Origin of the sequence: Streptomyces noursei ATCC 11455 (assembly GCF_001704275.1) — a bacterium.
Classification (GTDB): domain Bacteria; phylum Actinomycetota; class Actinomycetes; order Streptomycetales; family Streptomycetaceae; genus Streptomyces; species Streptomyces noursei.
Genome location: NZ_CP011533.1, coordinates 2,972,718 through 2,997,484, shown reverse-complemented (window position 1 = coordinate 2,997,484; position 24,767 = coordinate 2,972,718). Strand labels below are relative to the sequence as shown.

Annotated in this window: 14 protein-coding genes, 1 tRNA gene and 1 rRNA gene; 13 read left to right on the top strand and 3 right to left on the bottom strand. The window is 72.2% G+C overall.

What is annotated here, in order from left to right:
• Positions 1 to 65: 65 nt before the first annotated feature.
• The 3 genes from rrf (at position 66) to SNOUR_RS12360 (ending at position 1,106) form a co-directional block, all read left to right on the top strand.
• Positions 66 to 182, top strand: a 5S ribosomal RNA gene (rrf, locus tag SNOUR_RS12370).
• 115 nt (positions 183 to 297) lie between these two features.
• The gene (locus SNOUR_RS12365) at positions 298 to 975 is read left to right on the top strand and encodes a DegT/DnrJ/EryC1/StrS family aminotransferase (protein ID WP_067358207.1); all 678 of its coding nucleotides are present in this window, start codon (positions 298 to 300) and stop codon (positions 973 to 975) included.
• A 58-nt stretch (positions 976 to 1,033) separates the two neighbouring features.
• Positions 1,034 to 1,106, top strand: a tRNA-Thr gene (locus tag SNOUR_RS12360).
• Positions 1,107 to 1,201: 95 nt separating this feature from the next.
• On the opposite strand, the gene SNOUR_RS12355 is transcribed toward SNOUR_RS12360, so the two are convergent.
• Positions 1,202 to 3,862 (bottom strand): SpoIIE family protein phosphatase, encoded by a 2,661-nt coding sequence (locus SNOUR_RS12355; RefSeq protein ID WP_067346461.1) that lies wholly within the window; start codon positions 3,860 to 3,862, stop codon positions 1,202 to 1,204.
• Positions 3,863 to 4,123: 261 nt separating this feature from the next.
• Between SNOUR_RS12355 and SNOUR_RS12350 the strand changes: the two genes are divergently transcribed.
• From SNOUR_RS12350 to SNOUR_RS12305, 10 genes are all read left to right on the top strand, one after another.
• The gene (locus tag SNOUR_RS12350) at positions 4,124 to 9,625 is read left to right on the top strand and encodes a HAMP domain-containing protein (RefSeq protein ID WP_079142560.1); all 5,502 of its coding nucleotides are present in this window, start codon (positions 4,124 to 4,126) and stop codon (positions 9,623 to 9,625) included.
• Positions 9,626 to 9,892: 267 nt separating this feature from the next.
• The gene (locus tag SNOUR_RS12345; RefSeq protein ID WP_067346459.1) at positions 9,893 to 10,552 is read left to right on the top strand and encodes a response regulator; all 660 of its coding nucleotides are present in this window, start codon (positions 9,893 to 9,895) and stop codon (positions 10,550 to 10,552) included.
• Between the two features lie 110 nt (positions 10,553 to 10,662).
• Complete coding sequence (locus SNOUR_RS12340; protein ID WP_067346458.1) at positions 10,663 to 13,464, top strand: DNA translocase FtsK; 2,802 nt, start codon at positions 10,663 to 10,665, stop codon at positions 13,462 to 13,464.
• A 224-nt stretch (positions 13,465 to 13,688) separates the two neighbouring features.
• The gene (locus SNOUR_RS12335) at positions 13,689 to 14,525 is read left to right on the top strand and encodes a helix-turn-helix domain-containing protein (RefSeq protein WP_067346455.1); all 837 of its coding nucleotides are present in this window, start codon (positions 13,689 to 13,691) and stop codon (positions 14,523 to 14,525) included.
• 105 nt (positions 14,526 to 14,630) lie between these two features.
• Entirely contained in the window at positions 14,631 to 16,136 is a 1,506-nt protein-coding gene (rimO, locus tag SNOUR_RS12330) for a 30S ribosomal protein S12 methylthiotransferase RimO (RefSeq protein ID WP_067346452.1), read from the top strand.
• Positions 16,133 to 16,792: a CDP-diacylglycerol--glycerol-3-phosphate 3-phosphatidyltransferase gene (gene pgsA, locus SNOUR_RS12325; protein WP_067346444.1), complete on the top strand. Its 660-nt coding sequence runs from the start codon at positions 16,133 to 16,135 to the stop codon at positions 16,790 to 16,792. The genes rimO and pgsA overlap by 4 nt, the downstream gene beginning before the upstream one ends.
• Complete coding sequence (locus tag SNOUR_RS12320; protein WP_067346443.1) at positions 16,789 to 17,325, top strand: CinA family protein; 537 nt, start codon at positions 16,789 to 16,791, stop codon at positions 17,323 to 17,325. Before pgsA ends, SNOUR_RS12320 begins: the two co-directional genes overlap by 4 nt.
• Before the next feature lie 94 nt (positions 17,326 to 17,419).
• Positions 17,420 to 17,803, top strand: a complete 384-nt coding sequence (locus tag SNOUR_RS12315; protein ID WP_067346442.1) for a helix-turn-helix domain-containing protein — start codon at positions 17,420 to 17,422, stop codon at positions 17,801 to 17,803.
• A gap of 195 nt (positions 17,804 to 17,998) precedes the next feature.
• Positions 17,999 to 18,469: a Dps family protein gene (locus SNOUR_RS12310; RefSeq protein ID WP_067346441.1), complete on the top strand. Its 471-nt coding sequence runs from the start codon at positions 17,999 to 18,001 to the stop codon at positions 18,467 to 18,469.
• Between the two features lie 137 nt (positions 18,470 to 18,606).
• On the top strand, positions 18,607 to 18,984 hold the full coding sequence (locus tag SNOUR_RS12305) for a hypothetical protein (RefSeq protein ID WP_067346440.1): 378 nt from the start codon (positions 18,607 to 18,609) through the stop codon (positions 18,982 to 18,984).
• Positions 18,985 to 19,035: 51 nt separating this feature from the next.
• Here SNOUR_RS12305 and SNOUR_RS12300 read toward each other — a convergent pair whose 3' ends face one another.
• Positions 19,036 to 19,881, bottom strand: coding sequence for an Fpg/Nei family DNA glycosylase (locus SNOUR_RS12300; RefSeq protein ID WP_067346439.1), 846 nt, complete (start codon positions 19,879 to 19,881; stop codon positions 19,036 to 19,038).
• Positions 19,882 to 19,950: 69 nt separating this feature from the next.
• Entirely contained in the window at positions 19,951 to 24,690 is a 4,740-nt protein-coding gene (locus tag SNOUR_RS12295; RefSeq protein ID WP_067346438.1) for an ATP-dependent helicase, read from the bottom strand.
• Positions 24,691 to 24,767: the final 77 nt, after the last annotated feature.

Here is a 24,767-nt window from a genome sequence, read left to right as displayed (position 1 = left end):
TCGCGTCCACTGTGTTGGTTCTGAAGCCACGAACAGACCAACGGTTGTTCTTTGTTTCATAGTGTTTCGGTGGTTATAGCGTTAGGGAAACGCCCGGTTACATTCCGAACCCGGAAGCTAAGCCTTTCAGCGCCGATGGTACTGCAGGGGGGACCCTGTGGGAGAGTAGGACGCCGCCGAACTATCATTCAGCTCCGGTCCCTGAACCTTCTGGTTCAGGGACCGGAGCTTTTTTGTTAGGGGTTTGCAGTCTTGGACGTAACGTGACGTTCAACTGTCCTGGACATGCTCCGCGGCATGGGGACAGTGGGAACGCTCAGGTCGGCCGGTGTCCGTGCTGGTGACGAGGTGGTGGTGCCGGCCTACGGCAGTGCCGAAGTCGCCCGGGCCGTCGTGGAGTTGGGGGCCGTGCCGGTGTTCGCCGATGTGGATGCCGAGAGCTACTGCCTGGATCCGGCGGCGGTGGCGGACGTGGTGACCCGGCAGACCGCCGCGGTGGTGGCGGTGCACCGGTTCGGGCGGCCGGCGGACGTGGCGTGGATGCGTGAAGTCGGCCAACGACACGGGCTGTTGGTGCTGGTCGAGGACGAGCCCGGGGTGCGGCCGGAGGAGGCGGAGCTGCGGCGCGAGCACGCCAGGTATCTGGACGGACGGCTGAGCGGGGTGCGGACGCCGGCGCCCGCGGCCGGGCACAGCTATGAGCGGTATGTGGTGCGGGTGCCGGGGAACGGGCGGCCGGACCGGGACGCGTTCGCACGGGCCTTGCGGGGCAAGGGAGTTGGCTGCAAGGTGCCGGTGCAGGCACCGGTGTACCGGATGCCGGGGCTGCGGCGGGACGTCTTTCTGCCGGAGACCGAGCGGGCGGTCGACGAGACGTTGGCGCTGCCGGTGGACGCCGGAATGACGCGGCGTGAGGTGCAGCGGATGGCGGCGGCCTGCAATGCGCTGGGGGGATTGCTGCAACCGGCTTTCTAGGGCCGCGGGGCCAGTTCGGAAACAGTCCGGGGGTGGGGTAGTATTTATCTCGTTGCCGGCCCCAATAGCTCAGTCGGCAGAGCGTCTCCATGGTAAGGAGAAGGTCTACGGTTCGATTCCGTATTGGGGCTCAGATAAGGGAAAGTCCCCCACCGGTTGGTGGGGGACTTTTTCATTTGTGGGGCGGGTAGGGCGGGGGTTGCCCCGCCGCCCTACCCGACTGGGGCTAGGCGGCGGGGATTTCGGGGACGCGCAGGGCCAGAATGGCCATGTCGTCGGAGGCCGGTTCGGCGGCGAAGCGTTCGACGGCGCGCAGGACGCGGGCGGCGACGGCGCCGGCGGTGAGGCCCGTACACGTCGTCAGGACATCGGTGAGGCCGTCGTCGCCGAGCATGCGGGTGCCCTCGCGGCGTTCGGTGACGCCGTCGGTGACGCACAGCAGGACGTCGCCCGGCGCGAGGGTGACGGTCTGTTCGTAGAGTTCGAGGTCGTCCATGACACCCAGGAGGGGCTGGGGCTCGGCGGCCGGCTCGACCGAACCGTCCTGGCGGAGGCGGAGCGGCAGCGGGTGGCCGGCGCAGACCACCTTCAGGAGCGCGCTGCCGTCGTCCTGCGGCCACAGTTCGCCGTAGAGGAGCGTCAGGAAGCGGCTGCGGGCGCCCTCGTCGAGGATGGCGGCGTTGAGCCGCTCCAGGACGGCGGGGCCGCCGAAGCCCTCACGGGCGAGGAGGCGGAGGGCGTGGCGGGCCAGGCCGGTGACGGCGGCGGCTTCCGGGCCGGTACCGCAGACGTCACCGATGGCGAAGCCGTAGGCGCCGTCGCGGATCGGGAAGAGGTCGTAGAAGTCGCCGCCGACCTCGTTGCCCTCGCCGGCCGCGCGGTAGATGACCTCGGCCTCGACGCCGGGGATGTCGGGGAGCTCCGGGGGCAGCAGGCTGCGCTGGAGCGACTGGCTGATGGCGGTGCGCTCGCTGTAGAGGCGGGCGTTGTCCAGGGCCAGGGCGGCGCGGCGGGAGAGGTCCTCGGCGAGTTCGAGGATCTCCTGGCGGAAGTGCTCCTCGGTGGGCTTGCCGAGGGTGAGCATGCCGATGACGCGGTTGCGGGCGACGAGGGGGAGGACGACGGTCTCGCCGCCGACCGCGGAGGCGGTGGCGAGGGTCGCGCCGGGCCCCTTGGAGGGGCGGGCGGACTCCTCCAGGCCGAGGCTGCGCAGGGAGGTGCGCAGTGCCGCGTCGTGGGCGGCGTCGGCGGGGGCGGTCCAGACGCGGGCGCCGGGGGTGGGGACCGGTTCGGGCGGGTCGACCTTCATCAGCAGGGTCTTGAGGCCGTCGATGCGGTCCTCGTCCTCGTGGAGGACGTAGGAGAGTTCCGGTTCCGAGGTCTGGTCGGCGACGGTGTAGACGGCGCACCAGGTGGCGAGGGTGGGGACCGTCATCTGGGCCATCAGGGCCAGCGTCTGGTCGCGGTCGAGGGTGCCGGCCAGCAGGTCGGACGCCTCGACGAGGAAGGAGAGGGAGCCGCGGCGGAGCTTCTCCAGTTCGGTGAGGCGGGCCCGTTCGACGGCGAGGGCGATGCGGTCGGCGGCGAACTGGAGGCGCAGGGCCTCTTCGTTGGTGTAGCGGGAGGGGCTCTCGGCGGCGACGCCCAGCGAGCCGGTGAGTCGGCCCTCGACCTTGAGCGGGACGGTGACGACCGAACGCATGCCCGTGCCGGCGAGCAGCGGGACGGCACCGGGGACGGCGGTGAGGTCCTCGTGGACGGCGGGCATCCGGGCGGAGCCGTAGCGTCCGGAGCCGGCCTCGACGGGGACGCGGGCGAACCGCTGGCGTGCGGAGGGCAGGCCCGTCGAGGCGCGCACCTCCAGCTCGGTCTCGTCGTCGGTGGCCAGCAGGAGGTAGGCGGCGTCGCCGTCGAGCATGTCGCGGGCCCGTTCGACGGTGCGCTGGAGCAGGCCGTCGAGGTCGTCGGGGGCGGGGGAGCCGATGAAGACCTCGAAGGGGTCGGCGGGCCGCCCCTCGGGCACGGAGGTGCCGTCGGCGGAGGGGGGACGCTGCGGGCTCTGCAGGATCGCGCGCTCGTGGTCGCGGACCAGGAGACAGACCGTGGACGCCTCACCGTCGGTGTCGCGGACCCGCAGATGGGAGGCGTAGACGGGAACGACCCGGCCGTCGGCGCCCCTTATGCCGTAGGAGCCCTCCCAGCGGGAGAGCTGGAGCGCCTCGGCGATGCCGGTGCCGGTGCCGGGGGTGTGCGGCCAGGCGGCGAAGTCGGTGAGGGGCTTGCCGATGATCTGTTCGGGGTCGTAGCCGAAGAGGTCCTGGGCGTCCTCGTTCCAGAACGTGACGCAGCCGCCGCGGTCGATCTGGACGACCGCGACCCGGACCCGGGTGTCGGCGACCGGGAGGGCGTCCACGGGGAGGGCGGGGCCGGCGGAGCGGGTGCCGGCCGGGCGCTCGGGGAGGTCGAGGTGGAACCAGACGTGTTTCTGGGCGGCGGTGTACTCCACGCCCCAGCGGGCGGCCAGCGCGCCGCACAGCAGCAGGCCGCGGCCGCCCTCGCGGTCGGGGTGGACCACGGTCTGGCCGTGGTTCTGCAGGGGGATTTCGCGCTCGGGGTAGCGGTCGGCGACGGAGATCCGGATGCCGCCGTCGGTGCGCAGGCACAGCACGTCGGCGGCGGTGCCGGCGTGCACCACGGCATTGGTGACCAGTTCGCTGGTGAGGACCACGGCGTCGTCGACGACGTCGGCGTAGCCCCAACCCTGGAGGGTGTCGCGGACGAAGGCACGGGCAGTGGCGACCGAGCGCCCGACCGGCTCGAAGGTGGCGGCGGCCCGCGCGGTGATCACTGGTCTCCTCATGCGTGTGTCGGTGATCTGCTCCCCCATGGTCGTGGTGCCCCTCCGAATACCTGTCGTGCTCGCACCACCGCCCGTAGGGAAATACCGGGGCGGATGGAAAGCCGTATGCCAGGTTACTTACCTTCGCCGGGCCCGGGGATGCCGGTCACGTGTCTTTCGCCCCAATCGTGCATCGGGACGGTGTGCGATGCTGCCGAACTGTTATGGCCTGGTTGAGGCATGGTGAAACACTGGGCAAGCATGAAGAGAGAGCCCGGAGAGAACAGTCGACCCTGCAGGAGGGACACGGTGGAGTCTGGCGCAGCGGCGCGGGGCGCAAGCACGCGCGCGAAAGGCGGACGATCCCGGACTAATGGGACGACTGAGGTCGATGCGGCCGCATTGAATCGGCTGCTCGCCGCGCTCGTCGCCATGCGGGACGGGAACTTCCGCAAGCGGCTCACGGTTTCCGGCGAAGGCGTCATGTCGGAGATCGCGGCGGTCTTCAACGAGGTCGCCGACCGCAACCTCCACCTGACCGGTGAGCTGGCGCGGGTGCGCCGGGTCGTCGGGCGGGAGGGCAAGCTCACGGAGCGGCTGGAGGTCGGCGCGGCCGAGGGCTCCTGGGCCGCGGCCATCGAGGCGTCCAACGCCCTGGTCGACGACCTGGTGCGGCCGGTCTCCGAGGTGGGGCGGGTGCTCTCCGCGGTCTCCGAGGGCGACCTGGAACAGCGGATGGACCTGCGGTCGCGGAGTTCGGACAGCTCTTCGGAGCATCCCCTGCGGGGTGAATTCCTGAAGGTCGGCCGGACCGTCAACGGCCTGGTGGACCAGCTCTCCGCCTTCACCGACGAGGTCACCCGGGTGGCCAGCGAGGTCGGCACCGAGGGCAAGCTCGGCGGCCAGGCGCGGGTGCGAGGGATGTCCGGTTCGTGGAAGGACCTCACGGATTCCGTCAACACCATGGCGTCCCGGCTGACCGCGCAGGTGCGTGACATCGCTCTCGTCACCACGGCCGTCGCCAAGGGCGATCTCTCGCGGAAGGTGACCGTCCATGTCGCCGGCGAGATGCTGGAGCTGAAGAACACCGTCAACACGATGGTGGACCAGCTGTCCTCGTTCGCCTCCGAGGTGACCCGGGTCGCCCGCGAGGTGGGCACGGAGGGCGAGCTGGGCGGCCAGGCCCAGGTGCCCGGCGTGGCCGGGGTGTGGAAGGACCTGACCGACTCCGTCAACCTCATGGCGGGCAATCTCACCGCGCAGGTGCGCGGGATCGCCCAGGTCACCACCGCGGTCGCCAACGGCGACCTCTCGCAGAAGGTCACGGTCAGCGCGCGCGGCGAGGTGGCGCAGCTGGCCGACACCATCAACACGATGACCGAGACCCTGCGCACCTTCGCCGACGAGGTGACGCGGGTCGCGAACGAGGTCGGGGCCGAGGGCCAGCTCGGCGGGCAGGCGCAGGTGCCGGGCGCCGCCGGCACGTGGAAGGACCTCACCGACTCCGTCAACAACGCCTTCCGCAACCTCACCGGGCAGGTCCGGGACATCGCGCAGGTGACGACCGCGGTGGCCAACGGCGACCTGTCGCAGAAGGTCACCGTCGATGTGGCCGGCGAGATGCTGGAGTTGAAGAACACCGTCAACACGATGGTGGACCAGCTCTCGGCGTTCGGCTCCGAAGTGACCCGGGTGGCGCGGGAGATCGGCGTCGAGGGCGAACTGGGCGGGCAGGCCGCCGTACCGGGTGCGGCCGGCACCTGGAAGGACCTCACCGACTCCGTCAACACGGCCTTCCGCAACCTCACCGGGCAGGTGCGCAACATCGCGCAGGTGACGACCGCGGTGGCCAACGGCGACCTGTCGCAGAAGGTCACCGTCGACGTCTCCGGCGAGATGCTCCAGTTGAAGAACACCGTGAACACCATGGTGGACCAGCTGTCGTCGTTCGCGGACCAGGTCACCCGCATGGCCCGGGACGTGGGCACGGAGGGCCGGCTGGGCGGTCAGGCGCGGGTGGACGGCGTCAGCGGCACCTGGAAGGAACTGACCGACTCCGTCAACTTCATGGCGGGGAACCTCACCTCGCAGGTGCGGCAGATCGCCCAGGTGACGACGGCCGTGGCGCGCGGCGACCTGTCGCAGAAGATCGATGTCGACGCGCGCGGCGAGATCCTGGAGCTCAAGAACACCATCAACACGATGGTCGATCAGCTCTCCGCCTTCGCCGAGCAGGTGACCCGGGTGGCCCGGGAGGTCGGCACCGAGGGCCGGCTCGGCGGGCAGGCGCAGGTGCCGGGCGTCGCCGGCGTCTGGCGCGACCTGACCGACTCGGTGAACGGCATGGCCGGCAACCTCACCGCGCAGGTCCGCAACATCGCGCAGGTCGCGACGGCGGTCGCGCGCGGTGACCTGTCGCAGAAGATCGACGTGGACGCCCGCGGCGAGATCCTGGAGCTGAAGAACACCCTCAACACGATGGTGGACCAGCTCTCCTCGTTCGCGGAGGAGGTCACCCGGGTCGCCCGCGAGGTCGGCACCGAGGGCATCCTGGGCGGCCAGGCCGAGGTCCAGGGCGTCAGCGGGACGTGGAAGGACCTCACCCAGTCCGTCAACTTCATGGCGAACAACCTGACGTCGCAGGTGCGCAACATCGCCGAGGTGACCACGGCGGTGGCCCGCGGCGACCTGTCCAAGAAGATCACCGTCGACGCCAAGGGCGAGATCCTCGAACTGGTCACCACCGTCAACACCATGGTCGACCAGCTGTCCTCGTTCGCCGAGCAGGTCACGAGGGTGGCCCGCGAGGTCGGTACGGAAGGCCAACTCGGCGGTCAGGCGCGGGTTCCGGGCGTCACCGGCATCTGGAAGGACCTCAGCGACAACGTCAACCTGATGGCCAACAACCTGACCATCCAGGTGCGGAACATCTCGCAGGTCTCGGCGGCGGTCGCCAACGGCGACCTGACGAAGAAGGTGACGGTCGAGGCGCGCGGCGAGGTCGCGCAGCTGGCCGACACCGTCAACACCATGGTGACCACGCTCTCGTCGTTCGCCGACGAGGTGACCCGGGTGGCCCGTGAGGTGGGCACCGACGGCATCCTGGGCGGTCAGGCCCGGGTGCCCGGCGTCGCCGGCACGTGGAAGGACCTCACCGAGTCGGTGAACTCCATGGCCAACAACCTGACCGGGCAGGTCCGCAACATCGCCATGGTCACCACCGCCATCGCCAAGGGCGATCTGACCAAGAAGATCGACATCGACGCGCGGGGCGAGATCCTGGCGCTGAAGACGACCATCAACACGATGGTCGACCAGCTGTCGTCGTTCGCCGAGCAGGTCACCAGGGTGGCCCGCGAGGTGGGCACGGAGGGCCAGCTGGGCGGTCAGGCGCAGGTGCGCGGTGTGGCCGGCACCTGGAAGGACCTGACGGAGTCGGTGAACGAGATGGCCGGGAACCTCACCCGGCAGGTGCGGGCCATCGCCGCGGTCGCCGCCGCGGTGACCCTCGGCGACCACAACGTCCGCATCGACGTGGACGCGGCCGGCGAGATCCTGGAGCTCCAGGACAACATCAACACCATGATCTCCACGCTCCGGGAGACCACCCTCGCCAACGAGGAGCAGGACTGGCTCAAGGGCAACCTCGCCCGGATCTCCGGTCTGATGCAGGGCCGCCGCGACCTCAAGGACGTGGCCACGCTCATCATGAGCGAGCTCTCGCCCGCGGTCTCCGCGCAGCACGGCGCGTTCTTCCTCGCCGCGCGGCCCGACGTGCAGGAGATCGGCACCGACGGCGACGGCCGGTACGAGCTGCGGCTGATGGGCTCGTACGGCTACTCCATGGGCGAGATGCCGACGACGTTCAGGCCGGGGGAGACGCTGATCGGGACGGCGGCCGAGGAGGGCCGCACGATCCTGGTGGAGAACGTGCCCTCCGGCTACCTCAAGATCGCCTCGGGGCTGGGAGAGGCGCCGCCGGCCAACATCATCGTGCTCCCGGTGCTCTTCGAGGACAAGGTGCTCGGCGTGATCGAGCTGGCATCCTTCCAGCCCTTCACCCAGATCCAGAAGGACTTCCTCAGCCAGATCGCCGAGATGATCGCGACCAGCGTCAACACCATCTCGGTGAACACCAAGACCGAGGTGCTGCTGGGCCAGTCGCAGGAGCTGACCGAGCAACTGCGCGAGCGCTCGGCGGAGTTGGAGAGCCGGCAGAAGGCGCTGGAGCTGTCCAACTCCGAACTGGAGGAGAAGGCCGAGCAGCTGCGGGCGCAGAACCGCGACATCGAGGTGAAGAACACCGAGATCGAGGAGGCGCGGCAGGTCCTGGAGGAGCGCGCCGAGCAGCTCGCGGTCTCCATGCGCTACAAGTCGGAGTTCCTGGCGAACATGTCGCACGAGCTGCGCACGCCGCTGAACTCGCTGCTGATCCTCGCCAAGCTGCTGGCCGACAACGCCGAGGGGAACCTCTCCCCGAAGCAGGTGGAGTTCTCCGAGACCATCCACGGCGCCGGCTCGGACCTGCTCCAGCTGATCAACGACATCCTCGACCTGTCGAAGGTCGAGGCCGGCAAGATGGATGTCAGCCCGACCCGGATCGCGCTGGTCCAGCTCGTCGACTACGTCGAGGCCACCTTCCGGCCGTTGACCGCCGAAAAGGGGCTCGACTTCTCGGTGCGGGTCTCGCCGGAGCTGCCGGCGACGCTGCACACCGACGAGCAGCGGCTGCTGCAGGTGCTGCGCAACCTGCTCTCCAACGCGGTGAAGTTCACCGACAGCGGCGCCGTCGAGCTGGTGATCCGGCCGGCCGGCGAGGACGTCCCGGTGGCCATCCGCGAGCAGTTGCTGGAGCACGGCTCGCTGCGCGACCCGGACGCGGCCATGATCGCCTTCTCGGTGACCGACACCGGCATCGGTATCGCGTCGAGCAAGATGCGGGTCATCTTCGAGGCGTTCAAGCAGGCCGACGGCACCACCAGCCGCAAGTACGGCGGCACCGGTCTGGGCCTGTCCATCAGCCGGGAGATCGCCCGCCTGCTGGGCGGCGAGATCCACGCCCAGAGCGAGCCCAACCGCGGCTCGACGTTCACCCTGTACCTGCCGCACAACCCGGGCGGACTGCCGCCGCAGGGCTACCCGCAGCTGGTCGCCGGCGGGTTGGCGCTGGACGCCGAGGCGCGCGAGGTCGAGGACGGCGGCCAGGAGAGCGAGGAGCCGCAGCGCGAGCCGGGCGGCGGGAGCCTCAACCGGCGCCGCCGGCGGGCGGTTTCGGGCGGTGCGCGGCGGTTCGCGCTGCCGGGTCAGCCGGTCGTCGGTGCGGTCGGCGCGCCGCATCCGTCCCCGTCGACGGTGCAGCAGTCCGGCCACCAGGTGGACGAGTCCTGGCTCGGCAACGGCCAGGACCTGGTCGACCCGGGCTTCGAGGGCGGGTTCCACGGCGAGAAGGTGCTGATCGTCGACGACGACATCCGCAACGTCTTCGCGCTCACCAGCGTCCTGGAGCAGCACGGCCTGTCGGTGCTGTACGCGGAGAACGGCCGGGAAGGCATCGAGGTGCTGGAGCAGCACGACGACATCGTGCTGGTCCTGATGGACATCATGATGCCGGAGATGGATGGTTACGCGACCACCGCGGCGATCCGGCGGATGCCGCAGTTCGCCGGGCTGCCCATCATCGCGCTGACCGCGAAGGCCATGAAGGGCGACCGGGAGAAGAGCATCGACTCCGGGGCGTCGGACTACGTGACCAAGCCGGTGGACACCGATCATCTGTTGTCGGTCATGGAGCACTGGATGCGCCAGAGGTGACGGGCCGTCCCCCGGGCGTCCAGTATGGGAGCCGGAAGAGGATCATCGCGTGCTGACTCAGTGTGGCCGTGGACGTGTGGAACCGCGGGATTCGGGGAACCTTCTCGTCTCTCGCTGCGTTTCTGCTACGTGCACAGTGACATCGCGGTGACAGGGTGTGGCGACAGGCGGGGTGCAGCTACCATGACCGGCACAAGGACGGGCGGCGTGACGGAGTCGTCCCCTGGGGCGGCGTCCGGTTCGATGCCGGGGCGAGGAGGACGGGCCATGGTGCAGAAGGCCAAGATCCTCCTGGTCGATGACCGGCCGGAGAATCTGCTGGCGCTGGAGGCGATCCTCTCCGCGCTCGATCAGACACTGGTGCGGGCATCGTCCGGGGAGGAAGCGCTCAAAGCACTGCTCACCGACGACTTCGCGGTGATCCTGCTCGATGTGCAGATGCCGGGGATGGACGGCTTCGAGACCGCCGCGCACATCAAGCGGCGGGAGCGCACCCGCGACATCCCGATCATCTTCCTCACCGCGATCAACCACGGCCCGCACCACACCTTCCGTGGCTACGCGGCCGGCGCGGTCGACTACATCTCCAAGCCGTTCGACCCGTGGGTGCTGCGCGCCAAGGTCTCGGTCTTCGTCGACCTGTACATGAAGAACTGCCAACTGCGCGAGCAGGCCGCGCTGCTGAGGCTGCAACTGGACGGCGGCCGGCAGAGCGTCGGCGAGGCCAAGGAGTCCCCCGGGCTGCTCGCCGAGCTCTCCGCGCGGCTGGCCGCGGTCGAGGAGCAGGCCGAGGCGCTCTCCAAACAGCTCGACGAGTCCGCGGACGCCGCGGCGGTGGCGACCGCCGCGCACCTGGAGCGCAAGCTGACCGGCCTGCGACGGGCGCTGGACGCCCTGGAGCCCGGTGCCGGGGCGCCGACCGGCTGACGGGGCGTAAGAGGCCGTCTGACGGCCATTCATGAGCCCGGTGCGCGACACGAATGGGTGAAGCGCCGTGCGCTCGTGCCACGCAGGCCGGCGCCTGTAATCTCGTCGGCATGGCCTCACGTACGTCCGGCAAGGGAACCCAGCGCACGGCGGGCCCCTCGAAGCCGCGCGCCGGACAGTCCGGGGGCGCCGCGAAGAAGACCGCCGCCAAGAAGGCGCCCGCGAAGCGGCCGCCGGCCAAGAAGGCCCCGGCCGCCAAGAAGGCCCCGGCGAAGCGGGCGCCGGCCAAGAAGGCGGCGCCGAAGCCGGCGCCGTCGCCGACCGGCGGCGTCTACCGCCTCGCGCGCGCCTGCTGGCTCGGCACCGCGCACGCCATCGGGGCGGTGTTCCGCGGCTTCGGCCGCGGCGCCAAGAACCTCGACCCGGCGCACCGCAAGGACGGGTTGGCGCTGCTGCTCCTGGGCCTGGCGCTGGTCATCGCGGCCGGCACCTGGTCCAACCTCTCCGGTCCGGTCGGCAACCTCGTCGAGCTGCTGGTCACCGGCGCGTTCGGGCGGCTCGACCTGGTCGTCCCGATACTGCTCGGCGGCATCGCGATCCGGCTCATCCGGCATCCGGAGCGGCCGGAGGCCAACGGACGGATCATCATCGGGCTCTCGGCGCTGGTGGTCGGCGTGCTCGGACAGGTGGCGATGGCCTGCGGATCCCCGGGGCGGGGTGACGGGCTGGCCGCCATACAGGACGCCGGTGGCTACGTCGGCTGGGCGGTGTCCAAGCCGCTGATCTTCACCGTCGGGCAGACCCTGGCGGTGGCGCTGCTGGTGCTGCTGACCGTCTTCGGTCTGCTGGTGGTGACCGCGACGCCGGTGAACGCCATCCCGCAGCGGCTCCGGGCGCTCGGCACCCGGCTCGGCCTGCTGGAGGCGTCGGACGATGCCGCCGGGGCGGTGTACGAGGACGACGAGACCGGGTACGCGGCGGAGTGGCGCGAGCAGCCGGCCCGCCGGGCGCGGCGCGGCGCCCCGGCGGACAACGATCCGGACGTGCTGGAGGAGGCCGCGCTGGCCAAGCGGCGTCGGCCGCGGCGCGCGGCGCAGCCCGCAGACCGGCCGATGGACGCCGTGGACGTGGCCGCCGCGGCCGCCGCCGCGCTGGACGGCGCGGTGCTGCACGGCGTCCAGCCCTCGCCGCTGGTCGCCGAGCTCAGCGGCGGCATCTCCGGGGAGCGGCGGGAGCGCGGCGCGGACACCGGGGAGCAGAGCGGTGCGGTGCCGCCGGCCCGCGGTGCGGAGCCGCCCGCGGCGACGCCGGCTCCCGAGGCCCGGCGCCCCTCGGTGCCCGATCTCACCAAGACGTCGGTGCCGGACCTCACCAAGGCCGCGCCGGAGGCGTCCGGCGACCTGCCGCCGCGTGCCGAGCAGCTCCAGCTCGCCGGCGACATCACCTATGCCCTGCCGTCGCTCGACCTGCTCACCCGCGGCGGTCCCGGCAAGTCCCGCAGCGCCGCCAACGACGCCATAGTGGACGCGCTGACGAACGTCTTCACCGAGTTCAAGGTCGACGCCGCGGTCACCGGCTTCACCCGCGGTCCGACGGTCACCCGCTACGAGGTCGAGCTCGGCCCCGCGGTGAAGGTCGAGAAGATCACGGCCCTGGCCAAGAACATCGCCTACGCCGTGGCCTCCCCGGACGTGCGGATCATCTCGCCGATCCCCGGCAAGTCCGCGGTCGGCATCGAGATCCCGAACACCGACCGCGAGATGGTCAACGTCGGGGACGTGCTGCGCCTCGCGGACGCCGCGGGGGACGACCACCCGATGCTGGTCGCGCTCGGCAAGGACGTCGAGGGCGGCTATGTGATGGCGAACATCGCGAAGATGCCGCACGTGCTGGTCGCCGGTGCGACCGGTTCGGGCAAGTCGTCCTGCATCAACTGCCTGATCACCTCGATCATGATGCGGGCCACCCCCGAGGACGTCCGCATGGTGCTGGTGGACCCCAAGCGGGTGGAGCTGACGGCCTACGAGGGCATTCCGCACCTGATCACGCCGATCATCACCAACCCCAAGCGGGCCGCCGAGGCGCTGCAGTGGGTGGTGCGGGAGATGGACCTGCGCTACGACGACCTCGCGGCGTTCGGCTACCGGCACATCGACGACTTCAACGAGGCCATCCGGTCCGGCAAGCTCAAGACGCCCGAGGGCAGCGAGCGGGAGCTGTCGCCGTACCCGTACCTGCTGGTGATCGTGGACGAGCTGGCGGACCTGATGATGGTCGCGCCGCGGGACGTCGAGGACGCCATCGTCCGGATCACGCAGCTGGCCCGCGCGGCCGGCATCCACCTGGTGCTGGCCACCCAGCGGCCGTCGGTCGACGTCGTCACCGGCCTGATCAAGGCCAATGTGCCGTCCCGGCTGGCGTTCGCGACCTCCTCGCTGGCCGACAGCCGGGTCATCCTGGACCAGCCGGGTGCCGAGAAGCTGATCGGCAAGGGCGACGGGCTGTTCCTGCCGATGGGCGCGAACAAGCCGGTCCGGATGCAGGGCGCGTTCGTCACCGAGGAGGAGGTGGCCGCCGTCGTCCAGCACTGCAAGGACCAGATGACGCCCGTCTTCCGGGACGACGTCACGGTGGGCACCAAGCAGAAGAAGGAGATCGACGAGGACATCGGCGACGACCTCGACCTGCTGTGTCAGGCGGCGGAGCTGGTGGTGTCCACCCAGTTCGGATCGACGTCGATGCTCCAGCGCAAGCTGCGGGTGGGATTCGCGAAGGCTGGGCGGCTGATGGACCTCATGGAGTCCCGGAACATCGTCGGGCCGAGCGAGGGCTCCAAGGCGCGCGACGTATTGGTCAAGCCCGATGAATTGGACGGAGTGCTGGCGGTCATCCGGGGGGAGGCTCTTCAGTAGCACGTACGTGCGGACCGCGTTGTCCGTGCGCGGAGGCAACCGTTTTCCTTGGCCGTACGTCAAGTTGAGGGAGGCGGAGGAGGCCCCTGCGGCCTCCGGCCCCGAGGCAGCGCCGCGGGGCGTTCTGATGGCGTACAAACCCGGCTCTCCCGCTTGCCCGACCCTTTCGCAACACCCCTAGACTGAACTTCCAGCAGGTGGCTACACGCTCGAAAGGCGCCCCCGTGTCCATCGGCAACTCCCCCAACTCTCCTGAAGAGGACCGGCCTTCCGCCGGTCCCGACCGGCCGTCGGTCGGTCGTGTCCTCCAGCAGGCCCGCATCGGCGCGGGACTGACCGTCGAAGAGGTCAGTACGGCGACGCGGGTGCGGATTCCCATCGTGCAGTCGATCGAGCAGGACGACTTCTCGCGCTGCGGCGGCGACGTCTATGCGCGCGGACACATCCGCACGCTCGCCCGTGCCGTCTCCCTGGACCCCCAACCCCTGATCGAACGCTACGACGCCGAGCACGGCGGCCGGCCCTCCCCGACCGTCGCCGCCCCGCTCTTCGAGGCGGAGCGGATCCGATCGGAACCCCGCCGCCCCAACTGGACCGCCGCGATGGTCGCGGCCATCGTCGCCGTCATCGGCTTCGCCGGCTTCACGTTCTTCAGCAGCGGCAGCAAGCACGAGGGCACCCCGATCGCCTCCGACACCGCCAAGGCCGACAAGCCGGGCCCGGCCCGCACCATCCACCCCCGAGCCCCCCAGCCGGCCCAGCCGGCACCCTCCGACAGCGCCATCGCCGGACTGCCCAAGGACAAGGTCACGATCAAGGTGACCGCCAAGGACGGGCAGAGCTGGGTCTCCGCCAAGGACGCCGACGGCAAACTCCTGCAGGACGGGCTGCTCAAGCAGGGGGAGTCGAAGACGTTCACCGACAAGAAGCGGATCGACCTCGTCGTCGGCAACGCCGGCGCCGTACAGCTGTACGTCAACGGCAAGGAGGTCAAGAAGGTCGGCGACGAGGGCTCCGTGGAGCGGCTGAGCTACACGCCGGGAGACCCGCAGGCCGGCTGAGGAGCCGTGTCCGGAAGGTCTCCGCCGCCCGTCCCAGGCCCCCGGGGACGGGCGGCGGAGACCTGCGCGCCATGGGGGTGTCCGGGACGAAGTAGGCTGAGCACCATGCCCGAACGCCGCACCGTCGCCCTTGTCACCCTTGGCTGCGCCCGTAACGAGGTGGACTCGGAGGAGCTCGCAGGCCGCTTGGCAGCGGACGGCTGGGAGCTCGTCGAGGACGCCACCGACGCGGACGTCGCCGTCGTCAACACCTGCGGCTTCGTCGAGGCCGCCAAGAAGGACTCCGTCGACGCCCTGCTGGAGGCCAACGATCTGAAGGATCATGGCCGCACCCAGGCCGTCGTCGCCGTCGGCTGCATGGCCGAGCGCTACGGCAAGGAGCTCGCCGAGGCGCTGCCCGAGGCGGACGGGGTGCTCGGGTTCGACGACTACGCCGACATCTCCGATCGGCTCCAGACCATCCTCAGCGGGGGCGTCCACGCCTCGCACACCCCGCGCGACCGCCGCAAGCTGCTGCCGATCAGCCCGGCCGAGCGCCAGGACGCCGCCGGCGTCGCGCTGCCCGGCCACTCCCAGTCCGGTGCCGACGAGCCGGCGGCCCCGCCCCAGGACCTGCCCGTGGGCGTCGCGCCGGCCTCCGGGCCGCGGGCGCCGCTCCGCCGCCGGCTGGGCAACGACCCGGTGGCCTCGGTGAAGCTGGCCTCGGGCTGCGACCGGCGCTGCTCGTTCTGCGCGATCCCGTCCTTCCGCGGCTCGTTCATCTCCCGCCGTCCCTCGGACGTGCTGGGCGAGACACGCTGGCTGGCCGAGCAGGGCGTGAAGGAGATCATGCTGGTCTCCGAGAACAACACGTCCTACGGCAAGGACCTGGGCGACATCCGGCTGCTGGAGACGCTGCTGCCGGAGCTGGCGGCGGTCGACGGCATCGAGCGGATCCGGGTCAGCTACCTGCAGCCCGCCGAGATGCGGCCCGGCCTGATCGACGTGCTGACCGGCACCGACAAGGTGGCCCCCTACTTCGACCTGTCGTTCCAGCACTCCGCGCCGGGGGTGCTGCGCGCGATGCGGCGGTTCGGCGACACCGACCGCTTCCTGGAACTGCTGGAGACCATCCGCGGCAAGGCGCCCCAGGCCGGCGCCCGCTCCAACTTCATCGTCGGCTTCCCCGGCGAGTCGGAGAGCGACCTGGCGGAGCTGGAGCGCTTCCTGGGCGAGGCCCGGCTGGATGCCATCGGCGTCTTCGGCTACTCCGACGAGGACGGCACCGAGGCCGCCGGCTACGACGACAAGGTCGACCCCGAGGTGGTCGCCGAGCGGCTGGCGCGGGTGTCCCGGCTCGCCGAGGAGCTGACCGCGCAGCGGGCGGCCGAGCGGGTCGGGGAGACCGTCCGGGTGCTGGTGGACCGGGTCGACGACGAGGACGACGGGATCGTCGGGCGGGCCGCGCACCAGGCGCCGGAGACCGACGGGGTCACGCTGCTCACGACCGACCAGGACCTGCGTCCCGGTCGTATGGTCGAAGCAAAGGTGGTCGCGAGCGAGGGCGTGGACCTCGTGGCGGAGGTGCTGTCGGTGGACGGTACGGGGTGTAGCGAGGAGGCGGGCAGATGAGCGGAGCCTCGGCTTCCGCCGCCGGGGGGCCGCGCACCGCGCCGGCCGTCCGGCAGGCCGGGCTGTGGAACATCGCCAATGTCCTGACGATGCTGCGGCTGGTGCTGGTGCCGGCGTTCGTGCTGCTGCTGGTGCACGACGGCGGGACGAGCCCGGCCTGGCGGTCGTTCGCCTGGGCGGCCTTCGCCATCGCCATGATCACCGATGTCTTCGACGGGCATCTGGCGCGCACGTACAACCTGGTCACCGACTTCGGCAAGATCGCCGACCCGATCGCGGACAAGGCGATCATGGGGGCCGCGCTGATCTGTCTGTCGGGGCTGGGGGACCTGTCCTGGTGGGTCACCGGCGTGATCCTCTTCCGGGAGCTCGGCATCACGCTGATGCGGTTCTGGGTGATCAAGCACGGAGTGATTCCGGCCAGTCGCGGCGGCAAGATCAAGACATTGGCGCAGGGCACCGCCGTGGGCATGTACGTCCTGGTGCTGAGCGGGCCGCTGGCCACCTTCCGCTGGTGGGTGATGGCGGTGGCGGTGGTGCTGACCGTGGTGACCGGGCTCGACTACGTCCGGCAGGCGGTGGTGCTGCGGCGGGCCGGGCTGGCCCGGGAGCGCGCCGAGCGGGCCGGAACCGCCGAGAGGACCGACGCCCGGTGAGCGCGCCGGGTTCTGCGGCGGCCGGGGCACTGGAGGTGCTCGCCGGGCGCGGTCAGAGCCTGGCGGTGGCCGAGTCGCTGACCGGCGGGCTGGTGGCCGGCGAGCTGACCGGCGTCCCCGGGGCCTCACGGGTGGTGCGCGGGGCGGTCACGGCGTACGCCACGGACGTCAAGCGGGAGCTGCTCGGTGTGGACGGCGCGCTGCTGGCCGCGCGCGGGGCCGTGGACGGCGAGGTCGCGCGGCAGATGGCGCGCGGGGTGCGGCGGGTGCTCGGTGCCGACTGGGGCATCGCGACCACCGGCGTGGCCGGGCCCGATCCGCAGGACGGGCAGCCGGTGGGCACCGTCTACGTGGCCGTCCAGGGCCCGGACGGCCAGGAATCAGTACGACGGCTGGCGCTGGCGGGGGATCGTGACCGGATCCGTCGTGACAGCGTTCAGGCCGTGCTCGCGCTGCTGTTGAGCGAACTCACAGAAAATGCGCGGGCACAGGATACGGAACAACACGGGGGGAATGGATGTTTGCAGCCCTGAGTGAACACGTACTCGCTCCCGGCACGGCTGCGGCCCGAGGCGGTACGGTGGGGCGAGAAGGATCCGCATCCGAGGTCCGAGGAGGGAGCCAGCGATGATTCTGCTTCGTCGCCTGCTGGGTGACGTGCTGCGCCGACAGCGTCAGCGCCAAGGCCGCACCCTGCGCGAGGTCTCGTCCTCCGCCCGGGTGTCGCTCGGCTACTTGTCCGAGGTCGAGAGGGGGCAGAAGGAGGCGTCCTCCGAACTGCTCTCGGCGATCTGCGACGCGCTGGACGTCCGCATGTCCGAGCTGATGCGGGAGGTCAGCGACGAGCTGGCGCTCGCCGAGCTGGCCGCCTCCGCGGCGGCGACCGACACGGTGCCGGCACCGGTGCGGCCGAAGCTCAATTCGGTGTCCGTCACTTCTCTGGCCGGCATGCCCGAGGAGCGCGTGACCATCAAGCCCCCGGCCGACGTCGTGGATGTCGTCGCGGCCTGACACCACAGACAACGCAGAGCCTTCAGCCCCGGCGGGCAGCAGCCCGCCGGGGCTCGCTGCATGCCCGTGCGGCGTCGGGGCGGGTGCCCGGCCGGACCGGCTGGGCTGCTCGGGGCGGAGCCTTGGCCCGTACCATGGGGCTGAATCGGGTTATTCGCCCAAATGCCAGCAATACGCCTGAAGTGGAGTATCTGGATGTCTGTGGTCACCAGCACGCTCTCCGATCAAGCCCGCTCCGTCGTCGGCAACGCCCTCCAGGGCGCCCTGGTCGATCTGGTGGATCTCTCCCTGGTCGCCAAGCAGGTGCACTGGAACGTCGTCGGTCCGCGCTTCCGCTCCGTCCACCTCCAGCTCGACGAGGTCGTCGCCATCGCGCGGCAGCACGCCGACACGGTGGCCGAGCGGGCCTCGGCGATCGGGGTCACGCCGGACGGCAGGTCCGCGACGGTCGCCAAGACCAGCGGCATCAGCGAGGCGCCGGACGGCTGGGTCAAGGACGGCGACGTCGTGCGGACGATGGTGGACGCGCTCGGCGCGGTCATCGGGCGGATGCGGGAACGGATCGCCGCCACCGACGAACCCGACCCGGTCAGCCAGGACATCCTCATCGGTCTCACCGCCGACCTGGAGAAGCACCACTGGATGTTCCAGGCCGAGGCCCACTGACCGCGGCGCGCCGACCGGGCGGCGGCCCGCTCCGCCGCCCGGGAGCCCCGGAGCGCACCGCGCGCGCCGGGCGTGCGTCGGTGCGCCCCTGCCGCCGGATGGTGGGACCGGTCTAGCGTCGGCCCGAGGAGGCAGGCATGGCGAGGCGTGCGAGGCCCCTGCCGGGGCGGTGGATATGCGCGGCGCTCGTCGGGGGTCTGTGGTGCTGGGCGGTGTGCCGGCTGGTCCTGTGGCCGGGGTCGACGGGGCCGGTGGAGGGCGCGGTGGCCACGGCCGGCTGGGGGCTCAGCCTGCTGCCGGTGCACTGCGTTCCGTGGAGCGGGCGGCGTCAGGGGGCGCGGGCCGACCGTACGGGGCGCGGGGGAGTGGCGGCGGCCGTCGAGGCACGGCTCGCCGAGGTGTGGCGGCGCAGCGGGTTGGAACGGCTGGTCGAGGCGTGGCGGCGCACCGGGGTGGGGCGCCGGTGGGAGGCGTGGCGTCGTCGCGCGGCGGAGGATCCGGCCGGTCGTGAGTGACGCGGCGGGCGGTGCCGGGCGTGCCGCGGGGGCCGAGCGGCCCCGAGGACGTCAGCGGGTCGGGGGTGCCGGGGGTGCGGACGGCTGGCAGGTGGGGCACCAGTAGGTGACGCGTTCCTCGGCGGTGGGGTCCTGGTCGGCGGTGCGGATCGGGGTGCCGCAGCGCAGGCAGGGGTGGCCGGCGCGGCCGTAGACCCACAGCCGGCGGTCGGGGCGGGCTCCCCCACCGCCCTGGAACGGGCGTGGGCGGTACCCCCACGGGGTGGTGACGCGGGCCGGGCGCTGCTTGTTGGCCTCCAGGAGCTTCTTGGCCAGGGCCGGGGCGCGCTCGGGGGAGGCCAGGCCGCCGACCGGGAGCCAGGGGGAGGCGCCGAGCAGGAAGCACAGCTCGGACTTGTAGACATTGCCGATGCCGGCGAGGTTGCGCTGGTCGAGCAGGGCCTCACCGAGAGGCCGGTCGGGGGCGGCCAGCAGCCGGCGCAGGGCCTCGGCCGGGTCCCAGTCCGGGCCCAGCAGGTCGGGGCCGAGATGGCCGGTGACCCGGGACTCGTCGGCGGTGCGCAGCAGTTCCAGGACGGGGAGGCGGTAGCCGACGGCGGTGTGCGCCGCGGTGCCGAGGACCGCCCGGATCTGGTGCGCGGGGCCGCCGCGCCAGCGCTCGGCCGGGGCGTAGATCTTCCAGGCGCCGTCCATCCGCAGATGGGAGTGGAGGGTGAGGCCGCCCTCGAAGCGGGTGAGCAGGTGCTTGCCGCGGGGCACCACCGCCAGCACCTCGCGGCCGGTCAGGTCCACCGTGGCGAGGCGGGGGACGCGCAGGTCGCAGCGGGTCAGCGGGCTGCCGGCCAACGCCTGGTGGAGACGGTGCGCCAGCCGCCAGACGGTGTCGCCTTCGGGCATGGGGCCATCATGCACCGCCCGGCGGGGGATCGGGCGCCCCCGTCCGGGCCCGCTGCCCCACCGGCGGGCTCAGCCGCGCAGCCGCAGCCCCCGCGGCGTCGGGTGGAAGCCCGCGGCCTCCAGGACGGGCGCGAACGGGGAGGTGAGGGCGGCGGTGCCGTTGATGCGCTCGGTGGTCAGGGTGCCGACGGCGCCGGCCCGGGCCGCCGCGACGAGGGCCTCGACGGCCGGCCGGAGCCGGGGGTCGGCGGCGGCCTCGGCCGGGTCCGGGCCCAGTGGCCATATCAGCAGGGTCTTGCCGCCGCGCTCCATGTAGAGCGCCAGCTCGCCGTCGACCAGGACGACCAGCGAACCGGCCTTGCGGCCCGGCTTGTGGGTGGCGCCCTCGGGGGGCTCGGGCCAGGACAGGGCGGCGCCGTACGCGTTGGCAGGGTCGGCGGCGGCGAGGACCAGGGCGCGGCGGGGCTGCCCCGGGCCGCCGTCCGGGAAGGGGGCGTCGGCGCCGCGCTCCCGTTGGTTGCTGATCGCCCGGAGCCGGTCCACCGCGCCGTCCATCGCGAACTGGGCGGCGCCCAGCCCCTCGACGACATAGCCGCGGCGGGCCTGCCCGGACTCCTCGAAGACGGACAGCACGCGATAGGCGGCGGAGAAGCCGCCGGCGACCCCTTCGGCGGCGACCGCGCCGCGGGTGACGATGCCGTGCCGGTCCAGGAGCGTACGGGCCAGGGCGTGGGCGCGGCGGGTCGGATCCGGCTCGGGGGCGGGCAGCAGCGACCAGCGGCCGCCGACCGTCGGCGGGCCGGAGCGGGAGGCGGTGGGGCGCGCGGCGGCGGTCAGCGTCCCGTATCTGCCGCGGGGGACGGTGCGCCGGGCGCGGTGGGCCGTGGAGCCGGCCGTGCGGCCCGAGCCGAGCAGGGCGCGCAGCGGCGCCAGGGTGTCGTTGGTGAGCCGGCCGGACCAGGCCAGCTCCCACAGCGCGTCGGCGAGCTGCGGATCGGTGGCGTCCGGATGCGTGGTGGCGCGGACCTGGTCGGCGATCTGCCGGAAGAACAGGCCGTAACCGGGGGCGAGGGCGGTCAGCACGGACTCGTGCAGTGCGGTCGGCTCCAGGGGCAGCGGGGGCTGGAGGAGCAGGGGCGCGGTGTCGGCGAGGTGGAGGGAGAGCCAGCCGTCCTTGCCGGGCAGGGCGCCGGCGCCGGCCCACAGCACCTCGCCGGTGGCGGTGAGCTCGTCCAGCAGGGCGGGGGTGTAGCCGCCGACCCGGGACGGCAGGATCAACTTCTCCAGTGCGGAGGCCGGCACCGGCGCGCCCTGGAGCTGCTCGATCGCCCGGACCAGGCCGTCGATGCCGCGCAGCCCGTACCCGGAGGTGGCGGTGGCGACCGGTGGTGCGGGTGCCCCGGAGGCGGGCGCCGGGCGCGGGACGCCGACGTGCTGCCACTGGGGCAGGAAGGCGGCCAGCGCGGCGGGCGGCACCGGCTCCAGCTCCTCGCGCAGCGCGGCCAGCGAGCGGCGGCGGAGCCGGCGCAGCACCTGGGCGTCGCACCATTCCCGGCCGATGCCCTCGGGATGGAACTCGCCCTGGACCAGGCGGCCGGTGGCGGCCAGGCGGTGCAGGGCGCCGTCGGTGACGGCGGTGCCGAGGCCGAAGCGGGTGGCCGCCTGCTCGGACGTGAACGGGCCGTGGGTGCGGGCATGACGGGACAGCAGATCGCCCAGCGGGTCCTTGACCGGCTCGGTGAACGACTCGGGGACACCGACCGGAAGCGCGGTGCCCAGGGCGTCCCGGAGCCGGCCGGCGTCCTCGACGGCGGCCCAGTGCTCGGCGCCGGCGATCCGCACCCGGATGGCGCGCCGGGCCCGGGCCAGCTCCTCGGGCCAGGCCGGCTCCGCGCCGCGCTCGGTCAACTCGGCGTCGGTCAGCGGCCCGAGCACCCGCAGCGCGTCGGCGACGCCCTCGACGTCCTTGACGCGGCGGTCCTCGGTGCGCCATTGCAGCTCGGCCTCCAGATCGGCCAGCACCTGCGCGTCCAGCAGCTCGCGCAGCTCGGCCCGGCCCAGGAGTTCGGCCAGCAGTCGGGAGTCCAGGGACAGCGCGGCGGCCCGGCGCTCGGCCAGCGGGGAGTCGCCCTCGTAGAGGAACTGGGCGACGTAGCCGAACAGCAGCGAGCGGGCGAACGGGGACGGCTCCGGCGTCGTGACCTCCACCAGGCGGACCCGGCGGGCCTCGATGTCGGCCATCAGCTCCGTCAGACCCGGGACGTCGAAGACGTCCTGGAGGCATTCGCGGACCGCCTCCAGCACGATCGGGAACGACCCGAACTCGGATGCGACCTGGAGGAGTTGGGCGGCGCGCTGGCGCTGCTGCCACAGCGGGGTGCGCTTGCCGGGGCTGCGGCGGGGCAGCAGCAGGGCGCGCGCCGCGCACTCCCGGAAACGGGAGGCGAACAGCGCGGAGCCGCCGACCTGGTCGGTGACGAGCTGATCGACCTCGCCGTGCTCGAAGACCACATCGGCGGCGCCCACCGGGGACTGCTCGGGGTCGTACTCCGCACGGTCCGCGGCGCCGAAGCCGCCGTCGCCGTCGAGGAATTCCAGGCCCATCAGGTCGGCGTCCGGCAGCCGCAGCACGATGCCGTCGTCGGCGTGCATCACCTGGGCGTCCAGGCCGTAGCGCTCGGCGAGCCGGGCGCCCAGGGCCAGGGCCCAAGGGGCGTGCACCTGCGCCCCGAAGGGGGAGTGGACGACGATCCGCCAGTCGCCCAGCTCGTCGCGGAAGCGCTCGACGACGATGGTGCGGTCGTCCGGGACATGGCCGCAGGACTGGCGCTGTTCGGAGAGATAAGCCAGGACGTTGGCGACCGCCCGGTCGTCGAGCCCGGCGGCGGACAGCCGGGCGGCCGCGTCCTCGGCGGAGAGCGAGCCGATCTCCCGGAGGAACGCGCCCAGCGCACGGCCCAGTTCGAGCGGGCGGCCGAGTTGGTCGCCCTTCCAGAACGGCAGTCGGCCGGGCACCCCGGGGGCGGGCGTGACCAGCACCCGGTCGCGGGTGATGTCCTCGATGCGCCAGGAGGTGGTGCCGAGGGTGAAGACGTCGCCCACCCGGGACTCGTAGACCATCTCCTCGTCCAGTTCGCCCACCCGTCTCCCGCCACCGCCCTTGCCGGAGCTCTCGCCGGCGAGGAAGACGCCGAACAGGCCGCGATCGGGGATCGTGCCGCCGGACGTCACGGCCAGCCGCTGGGCACCGGGGCGGCCGGTGACGGTCTGTGCGACGCGGTCCCAGACCAGCCGCGGGCGCAACTCGGCGAAGGCGTCGGACGGATAGCGCCCGGCGAGCATGTCCAGCACCGAGGTGAACGCGGACTCCGGGAGCGCGGCGAACGGGGCCGCCCGGCGGACCACGGCCAGCAGCTCCTCGACGTCCCAGGTGTCCATCGCCGCCATCGCGACCAGCTGTTGGGCCAGCACGTCCAGCGGATTGGCGGGCACCCGCAGCGCCTCGATGGCGCCCGAGCGCATCCGCTCGGTGACCACCGCCGCCTGCACCAGATCGCCGCGGTACTTGGGGAAGACGATGCCCTTGGACACCGCGCCGACCTGGTGGCCGGCCCGGCCCACCCGTTGGAGCCCGGAGGCCACCGACGGCGGCGACTCCACCTGGACGACCAGGTCGACCGCACCCATGTCGATGCCCAGCTCCAGGCTGGACGTGGCGACCACCGCGGGCAGCCGGCCCGCCTTGAGGTCCTCCTCCACCAGGGCGCGCTGCTCCTTGGAGACCGAGCCGTGGTGGGCGCGGGCCAGCAGCGGCGGCGCGCCCTTGGCGGCACCGGACTCGGCCATCAGCTCGGCGGGGGAGTGGTGCTCGGGCAGGGCCGTGCCCATGGTGCGCTCGTAGGCGATCTCGTTGAGGCGGTTGCACAGCCGCTCCGCGAGGCGGCGGGAGTTGGCGAAGACGATCGTGGAGCGGTGGGCCTGGACGAGGTCGGCGATCCGCTCCTCGACCTGCGGCCAGATGGACGGCTTCTCGCCCGTCTCGCCCTCCTGGACGGGGGCGCTGCCGAGCTCTCCCATGTCCTCCACCGGGACGACCACCGAGAGGTCGAACCGCTTGCCGGACGGCGGCTGGACGATCTCCACCCGGCGCCGCGGCGACAGATAGCGGGCCACCTCCTCCACCGGGCGGACCGTCGCGGACAGCCCGATCCGGCGCGCCGGGCGGTCGAGCAGCTCGTCCAGCCGCTCCAGGGACAGCGCCAGATGGGCGCCGCGCTTGGTGCCGGCGACCGCGTGCACCTCGTCCAGGATGACCGTCTCGACGCCGGCCAGTGCCTCCCGGGCCGAGGACGTCAGCATCAGGAACAGCGATTCGGGCGTCGTGATCAGGATGTCCGGCGGGCGGGTGGCCAGCGCGCGGCGTTCGGCGGCCGGGGTGTCGCCGGAGCGGATGCCGACCCGGATGTCCGGCTCCGGCAGCCCGAGGCGGATCGCCTCCTGCCGGATCCCCGTCAGCGGACTGCGCAGATTCCGCTCCACATCGACGGCGAGGGCCTTCAGGGGCGAGACGTACAGCACCCGGCAGCGCTTCTTCGGCTCGGCGGGCGGCGGGGCGCTCGCCAGTGCGTCCAGCGACGCCAGGAACGCGGCCAGCGTCTTGCCGGAGCCCGTCGGCGCCACCACCAGGACGTCGGATCCCTCGGCGATCGCCCGCCAGGCGCCCTCCTGCGCGGCGGTGGGTGCGCTGAACGCCCCGGCGAACCAGCCGCGGGTCGCGGGCGAGAACGAATCGAGCGCTGCCTCGGTCATGCTCCCCATCGTGCACCGGACCACTGACAATCCGGTCCGCCGCCGGCCGCGGCCCGCCGCGGGGCCGTCGCCGCGCG

What these genes read in the sequence shown, in the direction of transcription:
- SNOUR_RS12365 (WP_067358207.1), top strand. Translation starts at nt 298, where the DNA reads ATGGGGACAGTGGGAACGCTCAGGTCGGCCGGTGTCCGTGCTGGTGAC.
- SNOUR_RS12355 (WP_067346461.1), bottom strand. Translation starts at nt 3,862, where the DNA reads ATGGGGGAGCAGATCACCGACACACGCATGAGGAGACCAGTGATCACC.
- SNOUR_RS12345 (WP_067346459.1), top strand. Translation starts at nt 9,893, where the DNA reads ATGGTGCAGAAGGCCAAGATCCTCCTGGTCGATGACCGGCCGGAGAAT.
- SNOUR_RS12340 (WP_067346458.1), top strand. Translation starts at nt 10,663, where the DNA reads ATGGCCTCACGTACGTCCGGCAAGGGAACCCAGCGCACGGCGGGCCCC.
- rimO (WP_067346452.1), top strand. Translation starts at nt 14,631, where the DNA reads ATGCCCGAACGCCGCACCGTCGCCCTTGTCACCCTTGGCTGCGCCCGT.
- pgsA (WP_067346444.1), top strand. Translation starts at nt 16,133, where the DNA reads ATGAGCGGAGCCTCGGCTTCCGCCGCCGGGGGGCCGCGCACCGCGCCG.
- SNOUR_RS12315 (WP_067346442.1), top strand. Translation starts at nt 17,420, where the DNA reads ATGATTCTGCTTCGTCGCCTGCTGGGTGACGTGCTGCGCCGACAGCGT.
- SNOUR_RS12310 (WP_067346441.1), top strand. Translation starts at nt 17,999, where the DNA reads ATGTCTGTGGTCACCAGCACGCTCTCCGATCAAGCCCGCTCCGTCGTC.
- SNOUR_RS12305 (WP_067346440.1), top strand. Translation starts at nt 18,607, where the DNA reads ATGGCGAGGCGTGCGAGGCCCCTGCCGGGGCGGTGGATATGCGCGGCG.
- SNOUR_RS12300 (WP_067346439.1), bottom strand. Translation starts at nt 19,881, where the DNA reads ATGCCCGAAGGCGACACCGTCTGGCGGCTGGCGCACCGTCTCCACCAG.
- SNOUR_RS12295 (WP_067346438.1), bottom strand. Translation starts at nt 24,690, where the DNA reads ATGACCGAGGCAGCGCTCGATTCGTTCTCGCCCGCGACCCGCGGCTGG.